The sequence below is a fragment of the Actinotignum sp. usb-actsch-rep-73 genome (assembly GCF_059082735.1).
The window spans coordinates 1-25,806 of the sequence record NZ_JBHNPV010000056.1 but is presented as its reverse complement, the minus strand read 5'-3'; the positions used below and the strand labels follow the sequence as shown (position 1 = coordinate 25,806).

Here is a 25,806-nt window from a genome sequence, read left to right as displayed (position 1 = left end):
GGAAGGCGGAGCCCCCGCTCTCGGCCACGACGGTCGAGGGCGGGGGCTCCGAGGTTCGACGGGCTCTCATCGCCGCTCATCGGCGACGGGAGAGCACGATCCGGGCCGACTCCCGTTCCACGGGTGCCCGACCCGGGCCGTGAAATCGGCTCAGGCCTCCTCGGTGAGGACCGCGGCGCGGCCAGCCTCAAGGCGAGCAACCGGGACGCGGAACGGCGAGCACGACACGTAATCGACGCCAACCTCGTGGAAGAAGTGGATCGACAGCGGATCGCCACCATGCTCGCCACATACACCCAGCTTGATGTTCGGCTTGGTCGAACGAGCGCGCGTCACGCCCTCGCGGACCAGGGTGCCAACACCGTGGACATCGATGGACTCGAACGGCGAAACACCGAAGATACCGGCCTCAATATAGTGCGGGAAGAAGACGCCTTCGACGTCGTCACGCGAGAAGCCCCAGACGGTCTGAGTCAGGTCGTTCGTGCCGAACGAGAAGAAGTCAGCTTCTTCAGCGAGATCTTCAGCGGTCATTGCTGCACGCGGAAGCTCGATCATTGCGCCGATGGTGACACCGGACAGGTCAACGCCACGCTCGGCTGCGACCTCGGCGATGATGTCTTCGCCCTCTTCGCGGATCAGCTGGAGCTCGCGGACGGAGCCGACCAGCGGAACCATGATTTCCGGCTTCGGGGACAGGCCACGGGAAACGAGTTCAGCGGCTGCCTCGCAGAGTGCGCGCATCTGCAGGGCGAACAGGCCGGGCAGGTAAATGCCGAGGCGGACGCCACGCAGGCCGAGCATCGGGTTCTGTTCGTGGAAGCGACGAACCTCAGCCAGCATCTTCTCGTCAGCCGGATCAGCTTCGCCGGTCGCCTTCGCAACAGCAACCTTGATTTCCAGCTCGGACAGTGCCGGCATGAACTCGTGGAGCGGCGGGTCAATCAGGCGGACGGTCATCGACTTGCCATCCATGACCTCGAGCATCTCGAGGAAGTCCTGCTTCTGGAGCTTTTCGAGTTCGCCAAACGCTGCGGCGCGTTCCTTCGAGCCCGGTGCGGAGAGGATTGCGCGCTCAACCAGTGGACGACGCGCGCCGAGGAACATGTGCTCGGTACGGCAGAGACCGATGCCTTCAGCGCCGAACTCGATCGCGCGACGCGAGTCGGTCGGGGTGTCAGCGTTGGCGCGGACGCTCAGGCGACGAACCTTGTCGGCGCGCTGCAGGATCTTGTCAACGGCCTTAACCAGTTCCTGGGTGCCTTCGTCGTTGCCGGCAGCAATCAGGCCAGCTTCGAGGCCGTGCGACAGGTAGGTGGTGACCGGAGAGTCGGTAACCGGGACCTCGCCGATGAAGATTTCACCGGTCTGACCGTCGATCGCGATCGTGTCGTCGGAGGTGTAGGTGGTGCCATCAATGACGACGGTGCCGGCCTCGGCGTCAATCTCGAGTGCTTCGGCGCCACAGACGCAGGTCTTGCCCATGCCACGCGCGACAACTGCAGCGTGCGAGGTCTTGCCACCGCGGGCGGTCAGAACGCCTTCGGCGACAACCATGCCCGGCAGGTCATCCGGGTTGGTTTCGCGACGAACCAGAACGCACTTGACGCCGTCAGCGTGGAACTTCTCAGCTTGAGCGTTGTCGAAGGCAATCTTGCCGACTGCTGCGCCCGGTGAGGCGGCCATGCCACGTGCGATGAGTTCCTTGGCAGCCTTCGAGTCGAACTGCGGGAACATCAGCTGGGTCAGCTGATCGCCGGTGACGCGAGTCAGGGCCTCGTCGCGGGTAATCAGTTTTTCTTCGGTCAGCTGGATGGCGATACGGAATGCGGCGGCAGCGGTGCGCTTGCCAACGCGGGTCTGGAGCATCCAGAGCTTGCCGCGCTCGATGGTGAACTCGATATCACACATGTCGCGGTAGTGGGTTTCAAGCTTGCGCATGATGCCGCGCAACTTGTCGTAGGAAGCCTTGTCGATATTCTCGAGGTCGGCGAGGGACAGGGTGTTGCGGATACCTGCAACGACGTCCTCACCCTGAGCGTTCTCAAGGTAGTCGCCGTACACGCCTGCGTGGCCGGACGAGGGGTCGCGGGTGAAGCAGACGCCGGTGCCGGAGCCTTCACCCATGTTACCGAAGACCATAGTGCAGATATTGACTGCGGTGCCCAGGTCGTGGGGGATGCGCTCACGACGACGGTAGATGCGTGCGCGCTCGGTGTTCCAGGAGCGGAACACGGCTTCGATGGCCATGTCCATCTGGGTGCGAGGATCCTGCGGGAAGTCCATGCCCTTCTGCTCGGAAACGATCTTCTTGAAGGTCTCAACGAGGCCCTTCAGGTCGTCAGCGGTCAATTCGGTGTCGCCCTTGACGCCACGAGCTGCCTTCAGATCGTCCAGGGCGTCGGAGAACAGGTCACCATCAATGTCGAGAACCGTCTTGCCGAACATCTGGATCAGACGACGGTAGGAGTCCCATGCGAAGCGCTCGTTGCCCGAGATCTTTGCGAGACCCTGAACCGAGTCGTCGTTCAGACCGATATTGAGGACGGTTTCCATCATGCCCGGCATCGAGAACTTTGCGCCCGAACGCACCGAGACAAGGAGCGGGTTGTAGGGGTCACCCAGGTGGCGTTCCATCTGATCTTCGACGCGGCGAAGAGCGGTGGTCACCTCAGTTTCCAGGGATTCGGGAACAATCGAATCCTTGAGGTATGCGCGGCACGCCTCGGTCGTGATGGTGAATCCGGGGGGAACGGGCAGTCCAAGCTTCGTCATTTCCGCAAGGTTTGCGCCCTTACCTCCGAGCAGGTCCTTCATGGACTTGTCGCCCTCGGAGAAGTCATACACATATTTGACCATTGAGGTCCTCAACTTCCATCGATCACGTAAAAGTGGCCCACCATCGGGCCGCTAGTGGGAAGAATAGCAAAAAGGGACTTAGGTCACCGAATGCTTTACCTTTGTTTTCAACATCTTTGCAGTTCGCTTAGGCAGTTTGTCGCATATGTGACATTTTCAGGCTGTTTCAGTAGGGGGAGAGGTGTGCCTACGCCTCGTTCCACTTCCCATCGACGAGGCCCCTCGACGCACTGCACCTGGCGCGACACACCCGAGCTCAAACACGCAAAACCGTCGCACCAAGTGCAGCCAGTGCACACAAACCACCCCAACAACCGCACCACCTACACCTCGCGCGACAAAACCCCACCAAAACAAACCAAACCGTCGCACCAAGTGCAGTCGGTGCACAAAAACACTGGCGGGCCCACCCCAAGGGTGAGCCCGCCAGCTCTACACGGTCAACGCCGGCCGCTAAGCATTGAAGCCGCTGACCGTTGAAGGTCAGTGAGCGTTGAAAGTGAATTTTCTGTCCGAACCTTCACCCTCAACACCGACCGTAACAACCTGGCCGGCCACGATCTCTCCGAAGAGGATGCGCTCAGACAGAGCGTCTTCGATCTCGCGCTGGATGGCGCGACGCAAGGGGCGCGCACCGAGCACCGGGTCGAAGCCAAGATCGGCCACCAGGTCGCGCGCTTCGTCGGTGAGCTGCAGGTGCATGTCCTGCGCTTCCATACGCTTGGCCAGCTTCGCGATCATCAGGTCGACGATCTGCTTGATCTGATCCTTGTTCAGTGGCGGGAACACGATCGTGTCATCGACGCGGTTCAGGAACTCGGGGCGGAAGTGCTGTTTGAGCTCTTCATCAACCTTTGCCTTCATACGCGAGTAGTCATGCGTCAGGTTGTCAGCGGACTGGAAGCCCGTCAAAACACCCTTGTTAATGTCCCGCGTGCCGAGGTTCGTGGTCATGATGATGACCGTGTTCTTGAAGTCGACCTTGCGTCCCTGGGAGTCGGTCAGACGACCTTCTTCGAGGATCTGCAGTAGCGAGTTGAAGATGTCCGGGTGAGCCTTTTCAACCTCGTCGAAGAGGACGACAGAGAACGGCTTGCGGCGAACCTTTTCGGTCAGCTGGCCACCCTCGTCGTAGCCGACGTAGCCAGGAGGAGCACCGAAGAGGCGCGATGCCGTGTGCTTCTCAGAGAACTCGGACATGTCCAGCTGGATCAGAGCATCTTCGTCACCGAACAGGAATTCGGCAAGCGCCTTCGCCAGCTCGGTCTTACCGACACCGGTCGGACCGGCGAAGATGAACGAGCCACCGGGACGGTTCGGGTCTTTCAGTCCAGAGCGAGTGCGGCGGATCGACTGCGACAGTGCGCGAACAGCTTCTTCCTGACCGATGACACGCTTGTGCAGCTCATCCTCCATCTTCAAAAGCTTCGTCGTCTCAGTCTGGGTCAACTTGAAGACCGGGATACCAGTCGACATGGCTAAGACCTCGGCGATCTCTTCTTCCGTGACCTCTGCGATGGAGTCGGATTCTCCGCCCTTCCAGGACGTTTCTTTCTCTTCACGCTGAGCAACCAGGTTGGATTCTTCGTCGCGCAGGCCGGCTGCCTTCTCGAAGTCCTGATCGTCGATCGCCGATTCCTTGTTGCGACGAACTTCGGCGATCTTCTCGTCGAGTTCACGCAACTCCGGCGGAGCGGTCATACGACGAATACGCAGGCGTGCGCCTGCCTCATCGACCAGGTCGATGGCCTTGTCCGGCAGGAAGCGATCAGAGATGTATCGATCCGCAAGTTCAGCGGCCGCCTTGATTGCTTCATCGGTGATGATGACGCGGTGGTGGGCCTCGTAGCGATCGCGCAAGCCCTTCAGGATTTCGATGGTGTCCTCGACAGAGGGCTCGTCGACCTTCACCGGCTGGAAGCGTCGCTCAAGCGCCGCATCCTTTTCGATGTACTTGCGATATTCGTCGTTCGTGGTCGCGCCGATCGTCTGGAGCTCGCCACGCGCAAGCATGGGTTTGAGCATCTGGGCGGCGTCGATCGACCCTTCAGCGGCGCCCGCACCAACCAAGGTGTGGATTTCGTCGATGAAGAGAATGATGTCGCCACGCGTACGGATTTCCTTGAGGACCTTCTTCAGGCGTTCTTCGAAGTCGCCGCGGTAGCGCGAGCCAGCGACCAGCGACCCCATATCCAGGCTGTAGATCTGGCGGTCCTTGATCGTTTCGGGCACATCACCGTGGACGATTGCTTGCGCCAGTCCCTCGACGACGGCGGTCTTACCAACGCCGGGTTCCCCGATCAGAACCGGATTGTTCTTGGTGCGACGCGAGAGGACTTGCATGACGCGCTCCATCTCGACGCGACGACCAATCACCGGGTCGAGCTTGTTATCGCGAGCAGCCTGGGTCAGGTTGCGACCGAACTGCTCTAGAACCGCAGAGTTCTGGCGTTCGTGCGTGGAGGATCCGCCGACGCCCGCGCCGACAGATTCACGTCCTTCACCTTCGCCGCGCTGGTATCCGCTGAGTAGCTGGATCACGTTCTGACGGACCTGGGAAAGGTCAGCGCCACGCTTGGTCAGGACCTGGGCGGCGACGCCTTCACCTTCTTTCAGCAGGCCGAGCAAAAGGTGTTCGGTGCCGATGTAGTTGTGGCCGAGCTGCAGTGCCTCACGCAGTGACAGCTCGAAGACTCGCTTTGCGCGCGGCGTGAAGGGGATGTGACCTTCAACCGTCTTTTCGCCTTCGCCAATGATCTCAATGACGGACGCGCGGACGTCGTCATCGTTAATGTCCATCATCGCGAGCGCCTTCGCGGCGACGCCTTCACCTTCGGAGATCAGGCCGAGCAAAAGGTGCTCAGTCCCGATGTAGTTGTGCTTGAGCCCGCGCGCTTCATCCTGCGCGAGGACGACGACGCGCCTAGCTCGGTCGGTAAACCGTTCGAACATGTCATTCCCTTTGCGTCCTAGGACCGCGCCAACACGCGGAGTGATTCTTCAACTGAAACCACACTAAGCGAGCGCACGATTATATGCGCGTTAGTTCGCCATGGGGTGAAAAAGGAATATCGACGAGGCCGATCGGCTCCCGGCTGTTTCAGTTACGCTTCGGATTCCACCAGTACGGTGAACGGGCCATCATTGACCAGCGAAACTTCCATCATCGCGCCGAATTCGCCCGTTGCTACTTCGAGGCCGCGACCTCGTAAATCGGCGACAACCGCATCGACGAGAGGCTGTGCTTCATCGCCCGGGGCGGCATTCACCCACGAGGGGCGACGCCCCTTGCGCGTATCCCCGTAGAGCGTGAACTGCGAAACCAGCAGGATCGGAGCACCGAGTTCCGAGGCGGACTGCTCATCACCGAGAATGCGAAGTTCCGCGATCTTACGGGCGACAGTCGCAACCTGCTCCGCACTGTCTCCTCTTTTCACGCCGAGCAACACCATCAGGCCCGGGCGATCAATCGCCCCGACAACCTGACCGTCAACAGACACGGAAGCGCTGGTCACGCGCTGAATAACCGCGCGCATCAGCGGGCTCCCAACGCGCCCAGGCCACCGATCGGCGACACGTCATGGCGACGCAGATCAGGATTATTCAAATCAGCTCCCGGACGTGTTTCGGGGGACATTGCAGATTTGCCATCAACGGGAACAATCAGTTCCTGAGCTGCAGCAATACCACCCAAGTCGAACACCATCGACGCCGGAACGTTGCGCGCAAGCACCGCCAAAGCAATCGGACCAAGCTCTCTATGGCGAGCAACAGAGGTCACGATACCAACAACTCGACCGTTCGATTCAATGCGAGTACCTACCTCGGGAAGGTCGCCTCGTGAACCATCAAGCTGCAGGAACGTCAGGCGACGCGGCGGACGCCCCAAATTGAGCACGCGAGCAATCGACTCCTGCCCGCGATAGCAGCCCTTATTCGTGTGGACCGCGGTGCGCAGCCAGTCGACCTCAGCCGGAATCGACCGCGCGTCCGTGTCGACACCCAAGCGCGGGCGCCACGCAGCAATACGCATCGCCTCCCACGCAAGGAACCCCGCAGGCTTCCGCTTCGCATCAGTGGCCAGCCAGTCGGTAATAAACTGCTTCGCCCCGTCGCGATGCACAACATGCAAACGTATCCGTGAACGCTCGCCCGGATGAGAGCCCTGGAAGTATTCCGTGCCTCCCTCGGTCACGCCCGGCCACGGATCGTTCCACGTCAGCACGAGGCCGGGAAGCCCGGTAGCTGTATCCGTGTCACTGCCCGCGGTCGCGAACACCGTCACGTCAGAGCGCACATCAACCTGCACGCGCAGAGCAAACTGCATCGAACGCAGGAACTCCACTAGACCTTGGGTGTCATAGCCTTCACAGATCAGCCACGTGTTCTTACCGTCGTCCGCTACTGCAGCCTGGTGCTCAATATGACCCTGAGGATCCAGAACCAGAAGCTCCTTCGAATCCCCCGGGCCCATACCCGTGACAATCTGCGTCGTAATGCTGGTCAGCCACGTCTGACGATCCGCACCAGACACGGTGATGACGCCCAAGTCTGCGCGATCCGTGATCGCGCGCCCCTCTTCCAAGGCCCACTGTTCCCCCAAAGGGTCGCCGTAATGCAGGGCAATCGGCGTCACGGGGATCGCAAAGGTCTGTGGCTCCGCCCCTTCTTCAGGGGTGTCAGCTTCTTGAGCGCGGGTGGCCTGGTCCCCTAGATCGTCGGACGTGAGAATCGCACCCGGCCACGTGGCAAGCGGAGACAGCCACTCGTCAGCAGGCGAATCCGACGTAGTGGAAGAAACGGGGGAATCAGACAAGGAAACCACTCTCAGCCTGGGCGTCAATGCCTTCAACGGCTTCGCCCGACGCGGTGCGCGCCTGCTCGGTACGCATCAAGCGGCCTGAGAACTCAACTCCAGCTTCGCCACCGACAATAGTCTTTTCCTGCGTCCACATGAGCTCACCCGCAACCAGGCCGTACATGCGACCCAGGTGTTCGACCTCTTGCGCCTTCGCGTCACGCGCAATCGCATCCGACACCATCTGCACGCGCGGGCCAACTCCCACGCCCGCCCACAGCACACCAAGACCATTCGTCAAAGCCGAAGTCGCCGTGAACTCGCGCGGCACATACTGACCCGGCGGAGGCAGTTCATCCGTGCCCGGCATCACCGACACGTACATCGTCTCTTCGACCAAAAGCTCACCGCGACCAATGTGTGACAGCCCCTCGGCAGCGTCCCACGTCGGCTCAATCTCAACGCCGGGAGCCGGAAGCCCCTGGTAAATCGACGTGGTGAAACGCATCTGCTCACCACAAATCTCACCGCGCATCTCTTCAATGATCGCAGTATCCGTTTCAGCGCCAGCGGCCATCCCCCAGCCCTTCCACGTACCGAGCATCCACGCGAGAGGAGCAAGAGCAACAGGCAAATCAGCAGGAATAACCATCATGGAAATTAGCCTAAAGGTTTGCGCGCGCCCACGCGATATTTGGATCCGCCACCACCGCGTCAGTCAGCAGTTACGAGGCTCGAAGCGAGGATTTGGCTCAGATGCCACCGATGCGGATCAACGCGTAAATCGGAATCGCAGCAACCAAGAACTTTGCGCAGGCGCGACCCAGCGCACCCGTCGGCGGGCGACGCGTCGTGTGATCACCTAGCAGACCATCAAGAACCACAATCGTCACACCAACAGCCACACCTTCAAGCAAACCGAAAAGAGCGGCCGCCGGGATCGGACCGATGACAGACGCAAGGCCCGGAAGAATAATCGGCGTCATCTGCGATGCGCGACCGGCAATATATGCGACAACACCAATGATTGCGCCCGAGATCGCTCCCACCGAAAGCGCACCAATCGACTGCGAACGATAGGTGTGGCCAATCTGGTCTCCCCACACAATCAGCGCAATCAAGACCGCGGCAACGGGGATCATCATGCTCCACTGCTCAAGAGAATTCAACGTGATCCACACAGCCGACGCGGCAATCAGAATCAAGGCTCCGATCGCGGAGGCAAGAGTCAAAGAGGTCGGACGCTCATTAGGACGAGTCTTCACTCGGCGTAGCACCATCACATCGGCCTCATCGACTGATTCACCTGCGATAAGAGCTTCCTGAAGAGCCCGCTCACGCTGGCGTTGCGCGATCGTTTCAGCACAATTCTCACCTGTGATAAACGAGTGATTCGTTGGCGTTGGAGCCGTGAAAATCACCGAAGCAACAATCGCAACAACCGACGCCCCAATCACCGGAACGCCATATTTTAAGTCGCCCGTCAGCGCGACCACCATCGGCAGAACAGCTGCCGAAAACGCCAACGCGATAATCGTGAGGGGAGGAAGATCCAGACCGGTAAGCGCACCCCACGTGAAGGCAAGAACAACACCGATCAGAGCAATCAGAGAAGCAAACGTCAAAGACGCTGCCGGCAACGCCCACACGACCACGGTCAGAATCGAGAAAAGAAGAACGATGACCGCGGATAAGCGCATACCGGTCGCGATTGACAGGGTTGCCATCGAAAGGCGGTCGCTTAAATCGCGACGCCCTCGATGAGAATGGGGCGTCGAGGCAGGTCGAGTGGGAACAGACTCCATACGATTCATGGTCGCACATTTTGGTGGGATGTCCCACCTGTCCTCCCCTCGCTGACGAGGCTCGCATTGCGTATGCTTGTACGCGCACCGAGTTGTTAAGCCCCGGGCTCCAAACTTTGCCGCTACGAGCGGCCTTCGCGCCGACAGGCGCTTTCGGCTCGGTGTCTAATCGTTGAAAAGTGGCTGCGATGGGTTTCCTGTCGTGGCCACTTTTTCTGTTCCGCCCGTTCCCTGTAGGCCCCTATGAACGCCAAGGGATAAAACAAGGCTGGCCCGGGTGTTTCACCCGGGCCAGGCCTCGTCATTATGATCGCGGACGGTACTGCTAAGCTCACGTCAAAATCAGCGGAGTAGCAGCTCAGTCTGCGCGGGGCGAGAGATCCGCCAAACGGCGGACGGTCGCCAGCGGTGTCAGATCAGCGGGTAGCGGACGATCGTCGCTTCACGACCAGCGCCGACGCCGATCGACTGAATGCGACAACGCGACAGCTCTTCGAGGCGCGCGATGTAATCCTGCGCGTTCTTCGGCAACTCTTCGAAGGTACGGCAACCGGTGATGTCCTCTTCCCAACCGGGCAGTTCTTCGTACACCGGGACAGCGTTCTCGAAACCGACCTGGTCAAGAGGCATTTCTTCCATGCGGACGCCATCGACCTCGTAGGCGACGCAGACCGGGATGGTCGGATAGCCAGAAAGCACGTCGAGTTTCGTCAGGCAGATGTCGGTCAGGCCGTTGATGCGGGTCGCGTAGCGCATGACAACCGCGTCGAACCAGCCGGTGCGGCGAGCACGACCGGTGGTCACACCAAATTCGCCACCTTTGTGACGCAGGGCCTCACCGACCTCATCATCAAGTTCTGTCGGGAACGGGCCTTCACCCACGCGCGTCGTGTACGCCTTCGCAACACCAACAACGCGGTCGATGCGGGTCGGGCCAACACCGGTGCCAGTCAGCGCACCGCCGGCGGTCGGGTTCGACGAGGTCACAAACGGGTACGTGCCATGGTCGATGTCGAGCATGGTGGCTTGACCACCTTCAAAAAGCACCGTGTCGCCACGATCGAGCGCGTCATTCACTTCGAGGGACGCATCGCAGACCATTGGGCGGATGCGATCGGCATATGCGAGCAGTTCTTCAGTGACGGTGTCAGGGTCGAGAGTTTCCATGCCGACGGCTGCGAAAACCTCATTTTTCGGAGCAAGAGCTGCCTCGATCTTCTCGCTCAGCGTCTTCGGGTCGAACAGATCCTGAATGCGGATGCCGACGCGGTTCATCTTGTCCGCGTAGGTCGGGCCGATGCCACGGCCGGTTGTGCCGATCTGATTCTTCCCGCGAGCACGCTCGTTCGCCTGGTCCATCAGACGGTTGTAGCTGGGGATGATGTGAGCATTGGAGGAAATCTTCAGGCGCGAGCAGTCAACGCCACGCGATTCCATTTCTGCCAATTCCTGGAACAGAACATCAATGTCGACGACGACACCGTTGCCGATGATCGGGGTAACACCCTTGGACAGGATGCCCGCGGGCAGCAGGTGCAGCGCGTACTTTTCCCCGTCGATGACGACAGTGTGACCGGCGTTGTTACCGCCGTTGAACTTCACAACATAGTCAGTGTTCTGGCCGAGCTGGTCGGTCGCCTTACCTTTACCTTCGTCGCCCCACTGGGCACCGAGCACGATCACGGCTGGCATGGGTTTCTCCCCGATATTCTTGCTATACGTACGACTGTGGCCGCACCTCGCACCATTCTACCGAGATTTACGCCAGCGCGTGAGCAGTAACAGCAGACACGCTTAACGCATACGCCTTCACGTACGTATTAAGCAATAGAAATCTTACTCCACCCCTTCATTGGGGGTTTGTTTGGGCGGGCGGCCTCGTCCCCGAAGCGGCTGAGCCTTTGCTTCACGCCCCGCATCCTTCAGCGCGCGACGCAGAATGATCTCAATCTGCGCGTTCACACTGCGCAGATCGTCTGCCGCCCACTTGGACAACGCCTCGTGGACGGCAGGATCTAAGCGCAGAAGAATTTGCTTGCGCTCATTCTTCGGAGTCATTTACTCACCCGGCGATTCGCTCCCCAATACCAACCCAGCAGGTCAGTACAGCGAGCCCGCATTCACGATCGGCTGAGTGCGCTGATCAGAGCAGAGCACGACCAGCAGGTTCGACACCATCTGAGCTTTGCGTTCATCATCAAGCGACACGATGTCATTGTCTTCCAGACGGTTCAGCGCCTGCTCAACCATGGTGACCGCCCCTTCAACGATCTGCTCACGGGCAGCGATCACAGCACCGGCCTGCTGGCGCTGCAACATTGCCTGCGCAATTTCGGGCGCGTAAGCGAGAGACGAAATACGAACCTCGACGATTTCAAGACCAGCCAGTTCGACGCGAGCCGCAACTTCGCGCGCAAGTTCAGCAGAGACGACGTCTGTACCGCCACGTAGCGAGGTTTCGCCCGGGCCGGGCTCGTCATAGGGGTGCGAAGTGGCGACGTGACGCAGCGCCGACTCCGCCTGAGCTTTGATGAATTCCTCGTACTGCTCGACTGCAAAGACCGCGCGCGCCGTGTCAGCAACCTGCCACACGACGATCGCCGCAATATTCACCGGATTACCGTCGGAATCGTTGACTTTCAGCTCGCTCGTCTCGAAGTTATGGACCTTGACGGAGACCTTCTTGCCATTCGTCAACGGTGGTACCAGCACCAGGCCCGTCTTGCGAACCGTGCCAACGTACTTGCCGAAGAACTGGCGAACCGAGGTCTGGCCAGGAGAGACGACCGCCAAGCAGGGCATCAACACCATGACGAGGAGGAACATGACCGAACCGGAGACTATTCTTGCGACACCGCCCGCTTCGCCAGCGTCATCCGCGATCGCACCTGTAACGAACAGGTAGATCGAGTAGCCGAAACCTGCGAGCAGGATCAAGGCCATCGGGAAGGCGATCGCCGATCCGAGTGCCGGCGCCTTCTTTTCCGCAATATTCACGCGCGCTTTTGCTTCAGCAAACGCATTATCAGCTACGCCTTTGACGTTGATGTGCTCTTCCTGAGCCACCGAGTGCGACATCAGTTCTCCTTTGCGACTCGCGCCAGCCGGTCGGCTAGCTCCACACGAGTGCGATATCAATATGATATCTATTTTTTAATCCGCGTCAATAGCATGTTTTTGTTTGGATACAGTGGGCGGTCTCGTGCATCATTCACGATCGCGTACTATCGACAATTCGCGAGGCCACGCGCGCAACGCCAGCCGAAAATGGGTGCTCACGCAGAATGCGTGGCACATCTGGTCAGCTGAAGGCAACCCGGATGAGCGCTCAGGAAAGAAAAGACGTACAAGGCGACGAAAATGGGCTTTCAACTGGGAAAACATCGCCTTACACGACAAAAACCGACGCCTGCCACCACCCGCACTCCGCCGAGCACCCACACATGCCTCATGCTCGCGCTCTTACGCAAGGGAAAACACGGGCACGACGAAAAAGCTGGCGACACCTACCTCAGCTGGCATCACCTACCTCGCCAGGCAATGCCTACCGTAGTTGACGGTTACCTCACTTAACCGTGGCAGCCTCCGCGCGGACGGAGGCGACCTCGTACAGGGCAATGCCGGTTGCGACGGCGGCGTTCAACGATTCGACCGCGGACGAGATCGGGATGGACACAATCTGGTCGCAGGTTTCGCGGACCAGGCGGGACAGGCCCGCCCCTTCGGCGCCGGTGACAACGACCAGCGGCGCATCGGCGAGCTTCAACCCGCGCAACGACGCGTCTCCCCCGCCGTCAAGGCCGATGACGAACATACCGTTCTTCTTGCATTCCTCGAGGGCACGGACCAGGTTGGTTGCACGCGCGACGGGAACTCGGGCGGCTGCGCCAGCAGAGACCTTCCACGCGGTGGTGTTGACACCTGCGGAGCGACGTTCCGGGATAATGACACCGTCGGCACCAAATGCTCCGGCAGAACGGAGAACTGCGCCCAGGTTGTGCGGGTCGGTCACTTGGTCGAGCGCGACCAGCAGGGGCGTTCCAACCTTCTGGAAGGATCCGACGATCAGGTCTTCGACGTGCGAGTATTCGTATCCGCGCACCTCAACGGCTACGCCCTGGTGGACTGCGCCCTCAGTTGCGACGTCGAGGTCGCGACGGGTGACCTCGAAAACAGGGGCCCCCATGTGGGTGGCGAGGCGGATGACCTCTTCGACGCGGTCGTCTTTCACATTGTCGAGCACGAAGACACGTTCAATCGGCACGTTGGCGCGGACAGCTTCGGCGACGGGGTTGCGACCGGCGATCAGTTCGTGGCCGGGTGCGACCTTGATGGATGACTTGGCGCGTGCGCGCGCGATCGCTGCTTCCCGAGCTTCGCGTGCTTCCCGCTGGATCTTGCGCTTGTACGCGGGATGGTAGGTCCGGTCTTCAGCCTTCGGGGTCGGCCCCTTACCTTCGAGCCTACGACGCGAGTGCCCGCCGGTGCCGACTTTCGCGCCCTTCTTCGATCCGGGTTTGCGCACTGCGCCGCGACGACCGTCGTTTCCCGCCATGAGTTTCACCTATCGTTCGTTGGTCTCGCCTCCCGGCGAGCAGTTCAGATAGCAAGCCTATCGGCTCCCCGACTGTTTTCCCGCACGATATCGCCATTTGCGGTAGGTATCACGGCGCACTTTCTCTTGTTCACCAATTGACGAGGCCGAGAACGCCAGCGATTTCCAGCTTTCGCTCCGATTATCGGCCTTGGCAATTCCTCGCGAGAAACGTGCCTGCGATCAACGGAAGGTCAGGCGAGTTTCCAGGTTGCTCCATCACGCCCGTCAGCGACTTCGATTCCTGCGTTCGCGAGGCGGTCGCGAAGAGCGTCTGCGCGCACCCAGTCCTTTTCGGCGCGAGCCTGCGCACGTTCTTCGATGACGGCCTGAACGAGGGTGTCGAGCGCGTCGTGTTCGCCAGATCCCGCACCTCCAGCTGTTCCAGCGGAGCCTAGTCCGCTTCGCCACTGCTCGGATGCGGGGTCAAGTCCAATGACATCAAGCATGGAGCGCACCAACTGCTGTTCACGTCGGACCGCTTCGGTGTCGCCCGCTTCGATGGCAACGTTGCCGGCCTTCATGTGCTCGTAAATGACGGCAAGCGCTCCGGCCACGTTCAGGTCATCGTCCATTGCGGTCACGAAGCCCTCGGGTAGTTCGGACGCAGGCAGTGCAATTTCGGAAGCGGGAACCTCGTCTGCAATCGCAATCGCGCGTTCCACGAAGGCGGAAAACTTCGCCCATGCAGCGGCAGCAGCTGGCATGGTTTCAGGGCCCCACTCAATTCCACTGCGGTGATGAACGGTCGAAAGCGCCCACCGAACGGCAGCAGCCGGATGCTCTGCAGTCAGAGCGTCGATGGAGAGCACATTGCCCAGCGACTTCGACATTTTTTCGCCCTTCATGGTGACCCACGCGTTGTGAACCCAGAGGCGCGCGAATCCCCAACCTGCGCCGTGTGACTGCGCTTGTTCATTCTCGTGGTGCGGGAATCGCAGGTCGATTCCACCGCCGTGAATATCGAATTCGTCACCCAAATAGCGCCGCGACATCGCAGAGCATTCGAGATGCCAGCCGGGGCGGCCTCGTCCCCACGGAGAATCCCAAGCCGCAGTTTCCGGCTCACTTGCCTTGGCTGCCTTCCAGAGCGCAAAGTCGCGAGGGTCACGCTTGCCCGCTTCCACGACGGCGTCGATCTGCGCCTCGTCTTCGGTGGTGCGCATGTCGTCGAGCTTCTGGCGGGTCAGCGACCCGTAATCGTCCTGGCTGGCGACGGAGAAGTAGACGTTGCCCTGGCCGTCGGCGTAGGCGTGCTCGCGCTCGATCAGGCGGTTAATCAAGTCAATCTGGTCCGGAATATGCCCGGTCGCGTGAGGTTCGTAGGTCGGTGGTAGAACACCGAGGGTCGCATACGCTTCGGTGAATTCGCGCTCGAAACGCTGCGCCCACGCCCACCATTCAACGCCCGCGTCGGCGGACTTGTTGAGGATCTTGTCATCAATGTCGGTGACGTTACGGATGTAAGTGACGTCCAGACCATTGCGCTTCAGCCAACGAATCAGCGAGTCGAACGCGACGGCCGCGCGCAGGTGTCCGACGTGCGGCGCACCCTGCACCGTCGCGCCACACAGGTAAATCCCCACTTTCCCCGGGTTTACAGGAACCAGTGGCTGCAGGGTGGCGGACTTCGAGTCGTACAGGTGAAGCGTCATAGTGCCATGCTACCCGCGTCGGCTCCCACGGTACGAGGCCGCCTCCACTTTTAGAACTGCGTAACGCGACGAAAGGGCGGGGTGGCACAGGGGACAGGCGTTTCGGAAGCTCAGTTTCTGGGCGTGATCTTTTCTTCGATCAGAGCACGCAGGGCGTCGGCGTCGTTCGGCAGGCTCACGACGCGTTGCTCGCCCCCCTCAATATCGGCGAATCGGGCGGGAACGGTGGGTTCATGGCCGGTTGCCTCGCGGATCGTGTCGGCAAACTTCACGGGAAGCGCAGTTTCCATGACGACGGTCGGCCCGCCCAGGCGCGGTGCCCACTGGCGTGCGACGTGCATGCCGTCCGCGGTATGCGGGTCCAGCAGGTAGCCGTCGTTTTCTTCGGTGAAGAGAATCTGTTCCAGGCGGTGGGCATGGTTTGAGGTGCCCGACACGAAGCCGTACTTTTCGCCAAGGGCGGCAAATTCTTCAGTGCCGGACAGATCGAAGAAGCCGTCCGAGTTCAGGACCTCGCCGAACAGCTGAGCGGTACGCTCCCCGTCGCGACCAAGCAGGTCGAAGATAAAGCGCTCGAAGTTGGATGCCTTCGAAATATCCATCGACGGCGACGAGGTTGCCAGTGTTTGAGCCGAAGAACGAACGCGGTAGACACCGGTGCGGAAAAACTCGTCAAGAACATCGTTCTCGTTCGTGGCCACAACAAGCGTTCCCAGTGGCAAGCCCATCTGTCGCGCCACGTGGCCTGCGCAAATATTGCCGAAGTTGCCCGAGGGAACGACGACGTTCACTCGGCAATCCAGGTCGAGGCCACCGTCCGCACCTCGTGCCACCTGCAACCAAGTCGCGACGTAATACACAACTTGGGCGAGCAGGCGCGCCCAGTTGATCGAGTTAACCGCGCCCAGATGCCATTTCGTCTTAAAGTCAGGGTCCATGTTGACCGCCTTCACCAAGTCCTGACAGTCATCGAATACGCCCTCAACTGCGACGTTCACAATGTTGTCGTCCAGCAGAGAGAACATTTGCGCGCGCTGGAATGCTGTCATGCGTCCGGCCGGAGTAAGCATGACGACCGACAGGCCATTCCGGCCTCGTAGCGCGTACTCGGCAGCAGAGCCGGTATCACCACTGGTCGCACCCACAATCGTCAGCCAATCTCCACGGCGGTCGAGCTCGTACTCGAAGAGTTCGCCAAGCAACTGCATCGCCATGTCCTTGAACGCTGCCGTCGGGCCATTCGACAGGTGCGACACCCAGACTCCGGACTGGAGGTGCGTAACCGGAACGATCGCCGGGTCGCTGAACGCGGGCGTGCGGTAGGCGCGAGCGGTAATCGCCTTCAGGTGCTCGGAGGGAATGTCGTCAATGAACAGTTCAAGAACGCGGGCAGCGAGCGCCGCATAGCCTTCATCTGCGAGGACTCGGCTGAGTTCTTCGAGGTCTGTCGCGCCCAGTTGCGGGTAGCTTTCAGGCATGTAGAGGCCGCCGTCGGGAGCGAGGCCCTCAAGAAGGATGTCGCTGAACGAGCGCGCGTTGTCGGCCGAAGATTGGCGAGTCGAAATGTACCGCATGCGCCGATCCTATCGGGGTCAGGCTGTCGTGCGAGCTCCGTCCCAAATCCGCGTCGCACCGGCTAGCCTTGAAGCATGACTGACACCGCTCACTCCACTCCCGTCCCCTTCCGCGTTGGCCAAGCGATCGACGTTCACGCGTTCGCAGTCGCAGACGAGTGTGGGAATCTGCCCGACAAAACTCTCATGCTCGCGTGTTTGGAGTGGCCGGGCGAAACCCCACTGGAGGGTCACTCTGATGGCGACGTTGCAGCTCACGCAGTGTGCGACGCAATTTTGGCGGCGACCGGCCTGGGCGAAATGGGAAGCGTGTTCGGGACCAGTCGACCCGAGTGGTCGGGCGCATCCGGCGAACAATTCCTTGTCGAGGTATGCCGAATGGCGCGCAAAGCTGGCTGGCACATCGGTAATGCGACCGTGCAAGTGATCGGCACAAAGCCTCGCATGGCTGCGCGTCTACCCGAAGCGTGCCAGCGGATGAGCGAGATCGTCGGCGCCCCCGTTTCCGTCAGCGCCACGACGACGGACGGGCTTGGGTTTACGGGACGAGGCGACGGCTTGGCAGCAACAGCGGTTGCGCTCGTCGTTCGGGCTCAGTAGTTCGCCAGCACGAACGAGGTCACGGGGAAACCGCGGGTGAGTACCCGCGAAGAAAACGGCGGTCGAGATCCCCCGCGACAAGCGCACCTCAAGAATCGGGAAGAGAACAGAGGCGAGCAGGCAGAAAGAGTCAGCCCGCTACTCCCCCATTACTTTTCGAGGTGCTCCAAGTGTGCCTCGTCTGCCTTGACCGGGATGGTCAGGACCAAGCCAACGGCGAGGATCAGGATGATACCGAGGATGCCCCAGTAGGTGTAGTCGCCGCCGGTGGACTGCGCCTTGCCGATCTTCAGGAAGACGCCGTACATGAACGGCGCCAGGAAAGAGACGGCGCGGCCGGTGGTCGCGTACAGGCCGAAGACTTCACCTTCACGACCTGCGGGGATGATACGGCCGAGGAACGAACGGGATGCCGACTGCGTCGGGCCGACGAAGATGCAGAGCAACAGGCCAAGGCTCCAGAAGACGATCGAGCCGTGCGCGTGGAAGAAGAAGACGCCCAGACCGAAAACGACCATCGAAGCGAGCGAGAAGATAATGACCTTTTTCGGGCCAATCTTGTCGTCGAGAGCGCCGAAGCCGATGGTAGCTAGGCCCGCCACGACGTTCGCGGCGATTGCGAAGACCATGACGTCACCGGCGGAGAAACCGAACGCGGACTTTGCCAGGATTGCACCGAAGGTGAAAACGCCTGCCAGGCCGTCGCGGAAGACGGCGGAAGCCAGCAAGAAAAACAGTGTGTGCGGCGCTTCGCGGTGCAGGCCCTTCACGGTCTGCCAGAGCATACGGTAGGAGTCGAGCAGAGATTCTTTCGAATCATCGTGGTGCAGGACCGACGGTTTCGGCGGGTGCAGCACGACCGGCAGGGCGAAGAGACCGAACCAGAGTGCCGCAATGATCATCGCGATACGAATATTCAGACCGTTGTCGGTGGACACACCCAGCAGGTTCGGACCAATCAAGCCGACGTAGAGGATGAGTAGCAGGACGATGCCACCAACGTAGCCGGCTCCCCAGCCAAGGCCGGAGATACGCCCCATGTCCTTCTTGTCAGCCAGGTGGTTGAGCATCGCATTGTAGTTCACGGACGCGAACTCGAAGAAGATGTTGCCGACGCCCAGCAGTGAAATACCGAGCCAGAGCGACGCGTTCGGCCCGATCGACGATTCGGGGGCGACGAAGAACATGGCGAGCATCGACAGGACAACCGCGCCGGTAAACCAGCCGAGCCAGACACCGCCCTTACCACGACGGTCTGCGCGCTGGCCGGTAATCGGCGCGAGAAGAGCGATGATGAGGCCCGCGACCGTCAACCCGATCGACAGGTGCGAGTTCGCGGTGCCCGCATCGGTGAACAGCCCATCGCTGGTCAGGTAGGTGGAGAAGACGAAAGTGGTGGCGACAGCGTTGAACGCTGCCGACCCCCAGTCCCACGCTGCCCATTCAATGACGGGGCGCGTCAGGATTTTCGTTTTTTCTTTTGATGCCACTGGGGCGTTTGGGGTGGATGACATTCGTTTCTCCTCGGACATACGTCCGCTGCTTTGGGCGCTGTCAGTGTTGCTGACATCTGGAACTTAACACGAAGAGGAGCAAAATTTGATTTCTTGAACGTTTCGCGGACGTGCAAGTTGGTCGCATTATCTGCCTTGTGTCCCCGTTCTAGTCCCTCATTGACGAGGCCACACCGGGCATCTTTCTTACCCCGCTGTGGCGGGCAAGCTGGCAGTTTTCAGGATTGATCGAGTAGAAGTGTTGCGAGCGCAAGGTCGAGCCGGGTTGTGACTTTCATGGAGAGAAGGTCGCCAGGGACTGTCATCACTTGGCCACCCGCGTCTTCCACAAGACCCGCGTCATCGGTCGCCGCTGTACGTTCATTTGCTCCACGAGTCCGGGCGGACTCGTGCGCTTCGCGCAAGGTGGACCACGCGAATCCTTGAGGTGTCTGCACGCTGACAAGGGCGGAACGGTCGATGGTTGCCACCACCGGGCGCAGTCCGATGCCGAGGTGTGCTGACGCGGTGGAGTCGCCAACTTGTTTGAGCGTGTCGGTCACTGGCAGAACCGGGATGACAGCGTTGTATCCCAACGTGACGGCTGCAATGACGCGACGAATCGCGTCTGGCGGAGTCAAAGCTCGCGCGGCGTCGTGAACAAGGACGGGGGTTGAAGCGTCAAGGCACATCCCGTGGGTTTCGGCGAGGGTTTCTAACGCATCCAGTCCGAGGGCAACTGAGGCTTGACGCGACGCGGATGATCCCGCAACGACAAGAACAGGTATTGAACAGGATTCGCCCTGCTCGCTTGTAAGCGTGATACGTCCATCTGGAAAGTAAGTGGCGAAGGTATCGACCTGATCGGCGGGCGCTGTCACGACGATACCTGCAACACCAGCTTGAGCTAGCCCGCGGGCGGATCGTTCAAGAAGAGTAGTGCCAGCAAGCTCAACAAGAGCTTTGGGACCGTCACCCCCCAAACGGGTGCCGGAGCCTGCTGCTGTCAGGACTGCAAGAGCGGTTGACATTGAGGATCCGAAGTGTGACGGGTCAGGTCACTCAGCGTCTACGGCATCTTCAGGGGTGATACGACCTTCGGCGAGGATTTCGTCAAGGCGAGCAGCTGCCTGTTCTTCGGTGATATTACGCGCCAACGCAAGTTCAGAGCAGAGGATCTGACGAGCCTTGGTCAGGGTACGCTTTTCACCAACGGAAAGCTTCTTCAGATCGTCGCGACGCGTCAGGTCACGAACAACTTCAGCGACCTTCACGATGTCGCCGGTTGCGATCTTCTCTTGGTTTGCCTTGAAACGGCGGGACCAGTTGGTGGGCTCTTCAACGTAGGGGGCGCGAAGAACCTTCAGAACCTCTTCCAGCCCATCTTCACCGACAACTTCACGCACACCAACAAGGTCAACGTTATTTGCGGGAACCTGAATGGTCATGTCGCCCTGTTCGACGCGCAAGGTCAAGAACGTGATCTCTTCACCACGCAACGTGCGCGTAGAGATCTCTTCGATCGTGGCTGCACCGTGGTGCGGATAAACGACCGTCTGACCAATTTCGAACGTCATGAGAGCTCCCTGCAGATATGCGACTAGCGAATACAAGTCTACCATTTGCACCCGTTTCCTACCCGACTAGGCGCTGGCGGGCCGAAGCCACTCACGAGGGGCGGCACTCGGTCCACCCCCGCGATCTACTTCACATGTGGATTCAAATCAGCACAATACAAATGGGGCGAATCCGCTTTCGCGGATCCGCCCCACTCGTTCAGCTATCTAGATGCTCACTTGCCCTGGTTGGCGACAGCAGCAATCTTTGCTTCTGCCTCGGGATCCAGGTAGGTGCCACCCTTCTTGATCGGCTTGAGGGTTTCCTCATCCAGCTCGTAAACAAGCGGGATACCGGTCGGGATGTTGACGCCTGCAATGTCCTCGTCGGAGATTTCGTCGAGGTGCTTGACGATGGCGCGCAGCGAGTTGCCGTGTGCGGCGATCATGACGGTCTTGCCGGTCTTGATTGCCGGGACGATGGTGCCGTCCCAGTACGGGAGCAGGCGCTCAAGGACGTCCTTCAGGCATTCGGTCATCGGGATCGGCTCGCCTGCGTAACGTGGGTCGGTGTCCTGGCTAAATTCGGAGCCAGCTTCGATTGCCGGTGGCGGAACGTCGTAGGAACGACGCCACTGCATGAACTGATCCTCGCCGTATTCGTCGCGGATTTCTTTCTTGTTCTTACCCTGAAGAGCACCGTAGTGGCGCTCGTTCAGACGCCAGTTGCGCTCAACCGGGATCCAGTGACGATCGGCAGCATCGAGTGCGAGGTTCGCGGTCATGATTGCGCGGCGCAGCATCGAGGTGAACAGGAGGTCCGGCAGAACGCCAGATTCCTTGAGGAACTCGCCACCGCGTGCGGCTTCGGCGCGGCCCTTTTCGGAGAGCGGCACGTCAACCCAGCCGGTGAAGAGGTTCTTTGCATTCCATTCGCTCTCGCCGTGGCGGAGCAGCACCAGTGTGTATGTCATGACGTCATTCTTCCATCTTCGAGGGGTGTTGTCATAGACCCCAAGGACCTATCTCAGGCGTGAGCCCTCTCAAACTTCGCGACGATGTCGGCAGGGATGCGCCCACGGTCGGAAACCTGGATTCCGTTTTCTGTGGCCCATGCGCGAATTTCACCTGCGCGCGACAGAGCTGCCGACGAGGCCACGCGCGAACCGCGGATTGCTCGACCACCGATACGGCGCGATGAAGAAATCCACTTTTCAAAATCAGCGGAAATTTCAGAAATGTGTTCTTCCGAGAGGTCAATTTCGTAGGTCACACCCTGGAATGAGAATGTAACGGTGTCTTTTGCAGGAGTTCCATCAATATCGTCAACGAGAACAACGTGCGTCTTCTTCATAAGGGGTCCTATTCACTCATTGATGTTCGATTGTTATTGTCCGGAGACAATCAAATTGTCTGAAGACAGAATATAAAATAAGAAAGAACCGACGCAACCGTTTTTAAATAGTGAAATTGAATACTTATAAAGTAAGACTAGAAGTGAGAGTTAATTGACCAAAACTCTTCGACGTTTGAACCAAGAGGGGTGTTTTGTTCAGTGGGGTCAACCTCGTAGGCCTAGAGACGAAGCGCACAGGAGAAAATCTGCCACCGACTTCAATTGAGTTGAACGTTGTACCACATTGGATCTCAGCTAAGAACAAAGAGTACCCCTGCAGTTCGGAATCATGAGCGTCTCAGACACCACCGACTCTGATTACAACCAACAACCCCACCAAAAATGCCGAAGACTACGCAATGGCGCAATACATGTCAGGTGGTCGAATTGACCTGATGATGAGTCACGGAAATACAGATTCGGTTTACCCGTGGTTCGGAAAAAATATTCGCAACGGTATTCCGTTGGCCATTGAAAACTACGCTCTTCTACGCCGTTGATGGAGCGAAGATGATGTCGATTGGCACGGTAAATTCCGTACGTACGCCTTTGCACGGTTTCACTTCCACTCCACGCCCACTGAACGGAATTGCTCCATTTGTATGGCACGGCCCTATTCGCTCCCCCGAAATTACTGTACAGGTCGCCTATTACGGTGACTGTTTCTTCCACAACAGTGTTTTCTGGTCGCCAGAACACATGGTCACCCTGTACCACGAGCACTTTGAACACTACGGTCACGGTCCTGTAAAGAAGGCAATTGTTGGTCTGGATGGTCAAGTCTTCATGGCACGCAAGTCGCAGGATGCGGTTCGTCATCATTCACGCTGGAATGTCGGAGGAGTCTTCGACAGCGAAACGTGCCGATCGGATTGCGCGAGGCGTACGTGATCTTTTTGGACGTTTGGCACTTTCTGTTCACACTTCACATGACGAACCGTGAGATTCCGTCGTTTCTCAGCCAGAGAATGATTCACCTATACTCGATAACTTTTCTGAATCGGATATAGTTGAGACCTTGCGTCTCAGGTGGCCACGGACGCTGCCTCAGACCAAGAAGCCTCGCATTGGCCTGGGTTTGCTGACTTTGAAACGCCACTGAAGGGATGATCATGAGACACGATGCTCGCGGACGCGCGTGGGAAACGTATTTCGTGACCACGGCACGTCTGACGAACGCTATCGAAGCCGAGCTGAAGGCGAAGTGCCACGTGACTCAGCCCGAATATAACGTGCTCCTTCAGGTGGCACGAGCTGGCGATGAAGGCATTCGCCCCTCCGCTTTGGCTCATGAGGTTGTATTCAGCCCCTCCCGCCTGACACACACTGTAAATCGGCTTGTCTCTCGCGGATACGTAGAGCGTACGACGTGCGTGGGTGACGGACGTGGTGGCCTGATTCTAATGACGGATGCTGGCAAGAAGTTCTTCGAAAAGGCTGCTGACGTGCACCGTGAGGTCGTTCGAGAGATCGTACTGAACGACCTGAGCGTAGAAGAGGTCACCGTGCTCAACGAAGTGTTTGGTCGCATCGCTCGACGCATCGACGACCATATGGCCTGACCCGCCCGTGCCTTCCAACCGCTTGCCTACCCTGCCCTATTGGGTTCGCTATATCAGCGCGACCCTTGCGACGGGGGTTACCGCCGGAATTGTTGGCTGGCTGTGTACTCGCCTTCTGCATGGAGTCGAGGCAGTGGTGTGGAATCATCACTCGGGCACATTCCTTGATTCTGTTTCTACCTCCGTTTCATGGCATCGCCCCTTGATCCTGCTTGTTGCTGGCGTGTTAGGGGCTATTTCGTGGACTGTGATGTTCCAGAAGAATCCTCAGCTGACCAGCGTGAAGGCTGGGGTTGAGGGAGAGACGCTACCTCCGCTTCGAACCATCTGGCATGCCCTGACGCAGATTGTCTTGGTTGGCATGGGAGCTTCGATTGGCCGTGAAGTGGCTCCTCGTGAAGTGAGCGCCTCGCTCTCTTCCTGGCTATCTTCGCACTGCGGGTTGTCCGCCGAGGATCGCAGAATTATTGTCGCGTGTGGTGCGGGTGCCGGCTTGTCGGCTGTGTATTCGATTCCTATTTCCGGCGCTGTTTATGCTCTTGAAATTCTGCTTTTGTCCAAGCGCCCGAAGGCGGTTGCGACCGCTTCTTTTATTGCTGTTCTTTCCGTATTGGTGTCTACCGGCTGGCATCGACCTGCACCCTTTTATTCGGTTGAGCCTTTGAAGACGTCGTGGGGTCTTGTCGTCTGGGCGCTGATCATGGGACCCATTTTGGGTGCGCTGGGTGAATTGTTCCGAACGTGGGTTGACCGGTGCGAACAGGCTAAGCCCCGATCTGCTCACCTTCTTTGGTCACTTCCGCTGGCGTTCGTCATTGTTGGTCTTATTGCGATAGTGATTCCTTCGGTGCTCGGCAATGGGCAGGCGAGTGCTCAGACGCAGTTTGATGCTCGCTGGCTAGCTGGCGCTGGTTTGATCACGGCACTATTGGTCCTTGTGGCGAAGACGTTCACGACTCTTGTGACGATTCGTGCTGGGGCGTGGGGTGGAACGCTGACTCCTGGAGTCGCCTTGGGTGCCGGTATTGGCGCGGTGACTGGTTTGGTGTGGCAACAGGTTGTTCCCAGCGTATCGGTGGCTGCGTGTGTGTTTATTGGTGCTGCGATTTTCTTGGGTTCGTCGATGGCGGCTCCGTTAACCGGTTTGACTCTGGTTTTCGAGTTCACCGGTTTTGCAGGTCTTCCCATTGTTGGTTCTACTGGAATCGCGTTGGTTGGTTCGGTGTTGATGACCGCGTGGATCCGCAAGAGGCGCGAGGCTCGCAGGCTTGCCGAAGTCCACGCAACCGTGTCGATTCCACCTTTTCCTTCTTCTGATTGACGAGGCCGCGCACCTCAAACATCGCTTGGCGTTCTTAGTGCGCGACCTCGTAGCAATCTTTTTCACCCTTGGTCGAAGCACCCCGGCGGGCACTCCCCCTGTTGGGGCGTAGATTGCTTTTAAGAGCGACGATGGAGTGCAATAGCTCCGACGCCCATCAGTGCAAAGAGTGTGGCACCTGCAAGGAATAAGAGTGTTTGGGCACCGGTTTTCGCAAGGTGTTCTTCGGGCGGGGTGGGAGTCTTTTCAAAGAGCGCTGTCTGGTCTTCGTCGTTGATGTCAGTGTGGACAGCGATGGTTTGTCCGTCGTGTTCGAGGCGTTCGAACACGACGGTGGTCTTGCCGACCACCATGGAGCCGTCGATGGTGAAATCAACGTTTTCGCACCCATCAGCCTGGCTTGGGGTGAACGTCTTGGAAGCGGTCACAGGCTTGCCCTCAACCATCAGCGGCCCACCAGTAGCCTTATCCATCAACGTGCCCGACAGGGCGTATTCCCTGCCCTGTTTCAGGTTCGTGTAGCACACCTTGTCCGTGATCGTCACCGGGCCCGAAGAAGCGAGAGTCTTATCGCCGTCCACCTTGTCGGTCGC

At 59.3% G+C, this 25,806-nt stretch carries 23 protein-coding genes; 5 read left to right on the top strand and 18 right to left on the bottom strand.

Translation table 11 applies throughout. The features are described from left to right. Positions 1–150: 150 nt before the first annotated feature. From ppdK to thrC, 12 genes are all read right to left on the bottom strand, one after another. On the bottom strand, positions 151–2,859 hold the full coding sequence (gene ppdK, locus AC5RE1_RS03925) for a pyruvate, phosphate dikinase (RefSeq protein WP_006680749.1): 2,709 nt from the start codon (positions 2,857–2,859) through the stop codon (positions 151–153). Between the two features lie 483 nt (positions 2,860–3,342). Then, the gene (locus tag AC5RE1_RS03920) at positions 3,343–5,811 is read right to left on the bottom strand and encodes an ATP-dependent Clp protease ATP-binding subunit (RefSeq protein WP_103633146.1); all 2,469 of its coding nucleotides are present in this window, start codon (positions 5,809–5,811) and stop codon (positions 3,343–3,345) included. A 152-nt stretch (positions 5,812–5,963) separates the two neighbouring features. Continuing rightward, complete coding sequence (gene dtd / locus AC5RE1_RS03915) at positions 5,964–6,395, bottom strand: D-aminoacyl-tRNA deacylase (RefSeq protein ID WP_493938379.1); 432 nt, start codon at positions 6,393–6,395, stop codon at positions 5,964–5,966. Then, on the bottom strand, positions 6,395–7,684 hold the full coding sequence (gene ygfZ, locus AC5RE1_RS03910) for a CAF17-like 4Fe-4S cluster assembly/insertion protein YgfZ (protein ID WP_103633148.1): 1,290 nt from the start codon (positions 7,682–7,684) through the stop codon (positions 6,395–6,397). Before ygfZ ends, dtd begins: the two co-directional genes overlap by 1 nt. Beyond that, a complete protein-coding gene (locus AC5RE1_RS03905) occupies positions 7,668–8,312 on the bottom strand; it encodes a heme-binding beta-barrel domain-containing protein (protein ID WP_006680745.1) in 645 nt (214 codons plus the stop codon). Before AC5RE1_RS03905 ends, ygfZ begins: the two co-directional genes overlap by 17 nt. Positions 8,313–8,409: 97 nt before the next feature. Continuing rightward, a complete protein-coding gene (locus AC5RE1_RS03900; RefSeq protein WP_493938378.1) occupies positions 8,410–9,384 on the bottom strand; it encodes a hypothetical protein in 975 nt (324 codons plus the stop codon). A gap of 489 nt (positions 9,385–9,873) precedes the next feature. Further along, positions 9,874–11,154: an adenylosuccinate synthase gene (locus tag AC5RE1_RS03895; RefSeq protein WP_103633149.1), complete on the bottom strand. Its 1,281-nt coding sequence runs from the start codon at positions 11,152–11,154 to the stop codon at positions 9,874–9,876. Positions 11,155–11,298: 144 nt separating this feature from the next. Further along, entirely contained in the window at positions 11,299–11,520 is a 222-nt protein-coding gene (locus AC5RE1_RS03890; RefSeq protein WP_493938377.1) for a type II toxin-antitoxin system antitoxin, read from the bottom strand. A gap of 42 nt (positions 11,521–11,562) precedes the next feature. Further along, positions 11,563–12,540, bottom strand: a complete 978-nt coding sequence (locus AC5RE1_RS03885; RefSeq protein WP_103633151.1) for an SPFH domain-containing protein — start codon at positions 12,538–12,540, stop codon at positions 11,563–11,565. A gap of 487 nt (positions 12,541–13,027) precedes the next feature. Continuing rightward, positions 13,028–14,017, bottom strand: a complete 990-nt coding sequence (gene rlmB, locus AC5RE1_RS03880; protein ID WP_219585616.1) for a 23S rRNA (guanosine(2251)-2'-O)-methyltransferase RlmB — start codon at positions 14,015–14,017, stop codon at positions 13,028–13,030. Positions 14,018–14,250: 233 nt separating this feature from the next. Further along, the gene (cysS, locus tag AC5RE1_RS03875; protein ID WP_493938376.1) at positions 14,251–15,711 is read right to left on the bottom strand and encodes a cysteine--tRNA ligase; all 1,461 of its coding nucleotides are present in this window, start codon (positions 15,709–15,711) and stop codon (positions 14,251–14,253) included. Between the two features lie 110 nt (positions 15,712–15,821). Continuing rightward, positions 15,822–17,285, bottom strand: coding sequence for a threonine synthase (gene thrC / locus AC5RE1_RS03870; protein ID WP_493938375.1), 1,464 nt, complete (start codon positions 17,283–17,285; stop codon positions 15,822–15,824). A gap of 75 nt (positions 17,286–17,360) precedes the next feature. Between thrC and ispF the strand changes: the two genes are divergently transcribed. Then, positions 17,361–17,885, top strand: a complete 525-nt coding sequence (gene ispF / locus AC5RE1_RS03865; RefSeq protein WP_006680737.1) for a 2-C-methyl-D-erythritol 2,4-cyclodiphosphate synthase — start codon at positions 17,361–17,363, stop codon at positions 17,883–17,885. Positions 17,886–18,034: 149 nt separating this feature from the next. Here the strand turns inward: ispF and AC5RE1_RS03860 are convergent, their stop codons facing one another. The 5 genes from AC5RE1_RS03860 to AC5RE1_RS03840 all read right to left on the bottom strand — a co-directional run bounded on the left by AC5RE1_RS03860 (position 18,035) and on the right by AC5RE1_RS03840 (position 22,288). After that, the gene (locus AC5RE1_RS03860; protein ID WP_493938374.1) at positions 18,035–19,399 is read right to left on the bottom strand and encodes an MFS transporter; all 1,365 of its coding nucleotides are present in this window, start codon (positions 19,397–19,399) and stop codon (positions 18,035–18,037) included. 218 nt (positions 19,400–19,617) lie between these two features. Further along, the gene (locus AC5RE1_RS03855) at positions 19,618–20,409 is read right to left on the bottom strand and encodes an IspD/TarI family cytidylyltransferase (protein WP_179370125.1); all 792 of its coding nucleotides are present in this window, start codon (positions 20,407–20,409) and stop codon (positions 19,618–19,620) included. 27 nt (positions 20,410–20,436) lie between these two features. Beyond that, positions 20,437–20,955 (bottom strand): CarD family transcriptional regulator, encoded by a 519-nt coding sequence (locus tag AC5RE1_RS03850; RefSeq protein ID WP_040318486.1) that lies wholly within the window; start codon positions 20,953–20,955, stop codon positions 20,437–20,439. A gap of 215 nt (positions 20,956–21,170) precedes the next feature. Then, positions 21,171–21,908 carry a phosphoglyceromutase gene (locus tag AC5RE1_RS03845; protein ID WP_006680733.1) on the bottom strand — a complete coding sequence of 246 codons (738 nt, stop codon included), beginning with the start codon at positions 21,906–21,908 and terminating at the stop codon, positions 21,171–21,173. 53 nt (positions 21,909–21,961) lie between these two features. Further along, on the bottom strand, positions 21,962–22,288 hold the full coding sequence (locus tag AC5RE1_RS03840) for a histone-like nucleoid-structuring protein Lsr2 (RefSeq protein ID WP_006680732.1): 327 nt from the start codon (positions 22,286–22,288) through the stop codon (positions 21,962–21,964). A gap of 401 nt (positions 22,289–22,689) precedes the next feature. Here AC5RE1_RS03840 and AC5RE1_RS03835 point away from each other — a divergent pair, with 401 nt between their 5' ends. The 4 genes from AC5RE1_RS03835 to AC5RE1_RS03820 all read left to right on the top strand — a co-directional run bounded on the left by AC5RE1_RS03835 (position 22,690) and on the right by AC5RE1_RS03820 (position 25,213). Next, positions 22,690–22,830, top strand: coding sequence for a hypothetical protein (locus tag AC5RE1_RS03835; protein ID WP_243440756.1), 141 nt, complete (start codon positions 22,690–22,692; stop codon positions 22,828–22,830). Continuing rightward, a complete protein-coding gene (locus AC5RE1_RS03830) occupies positions 22,802–23,221 on the top strand; it encodes an LLM class oxidoreductase (RefSeq protein WP_285068021.1) in 420 nt (139 codons plus the stop codon). Before AC5RE1_RS03835 ends, AC5RE1_RS03830 begins: the two co-directional genes overlap by 29 nt. 215 nt (positions 23,222–23,436) lie before the next feature. Further along, positions 23,437–23,892: a MarR family winged helix-turn-helix transcriptional regulator gene (locus AC5RE1_RS03825; protein WP_493938373.1), complete on the top strand. Its 456-nt coding sequence runs from the start codon at positions 23,437–23,439 to the stop codon at positions 23,890–23,892. 7 nt (positions 23,893–23,899) lie between these two features. Next, entirely contained in the window at positions 23,900–25,213 is a 1,314-nt protein-coding gene (locus tag AC5RE1_RS03820) for a chloride channel protein (protein ID WP_493938372.1), read from the top strand. Between the two features lie 119 nt (positions 25,214–25,332). On the opposite strand, the gene AC5RE1_RS03815 is transcribed toward AC5RE1_RS03820, so the two are convergent. After that, positions 25,333–25,806, bottom strand: a 474-nt coding sequence (locus tag AC5RE1_RS03815; RefSeq protein WP_493938371.1) for a VaFE repeat-containing surface-anchored protein, incomplete at its 5' end; no start/stop codon positions are given.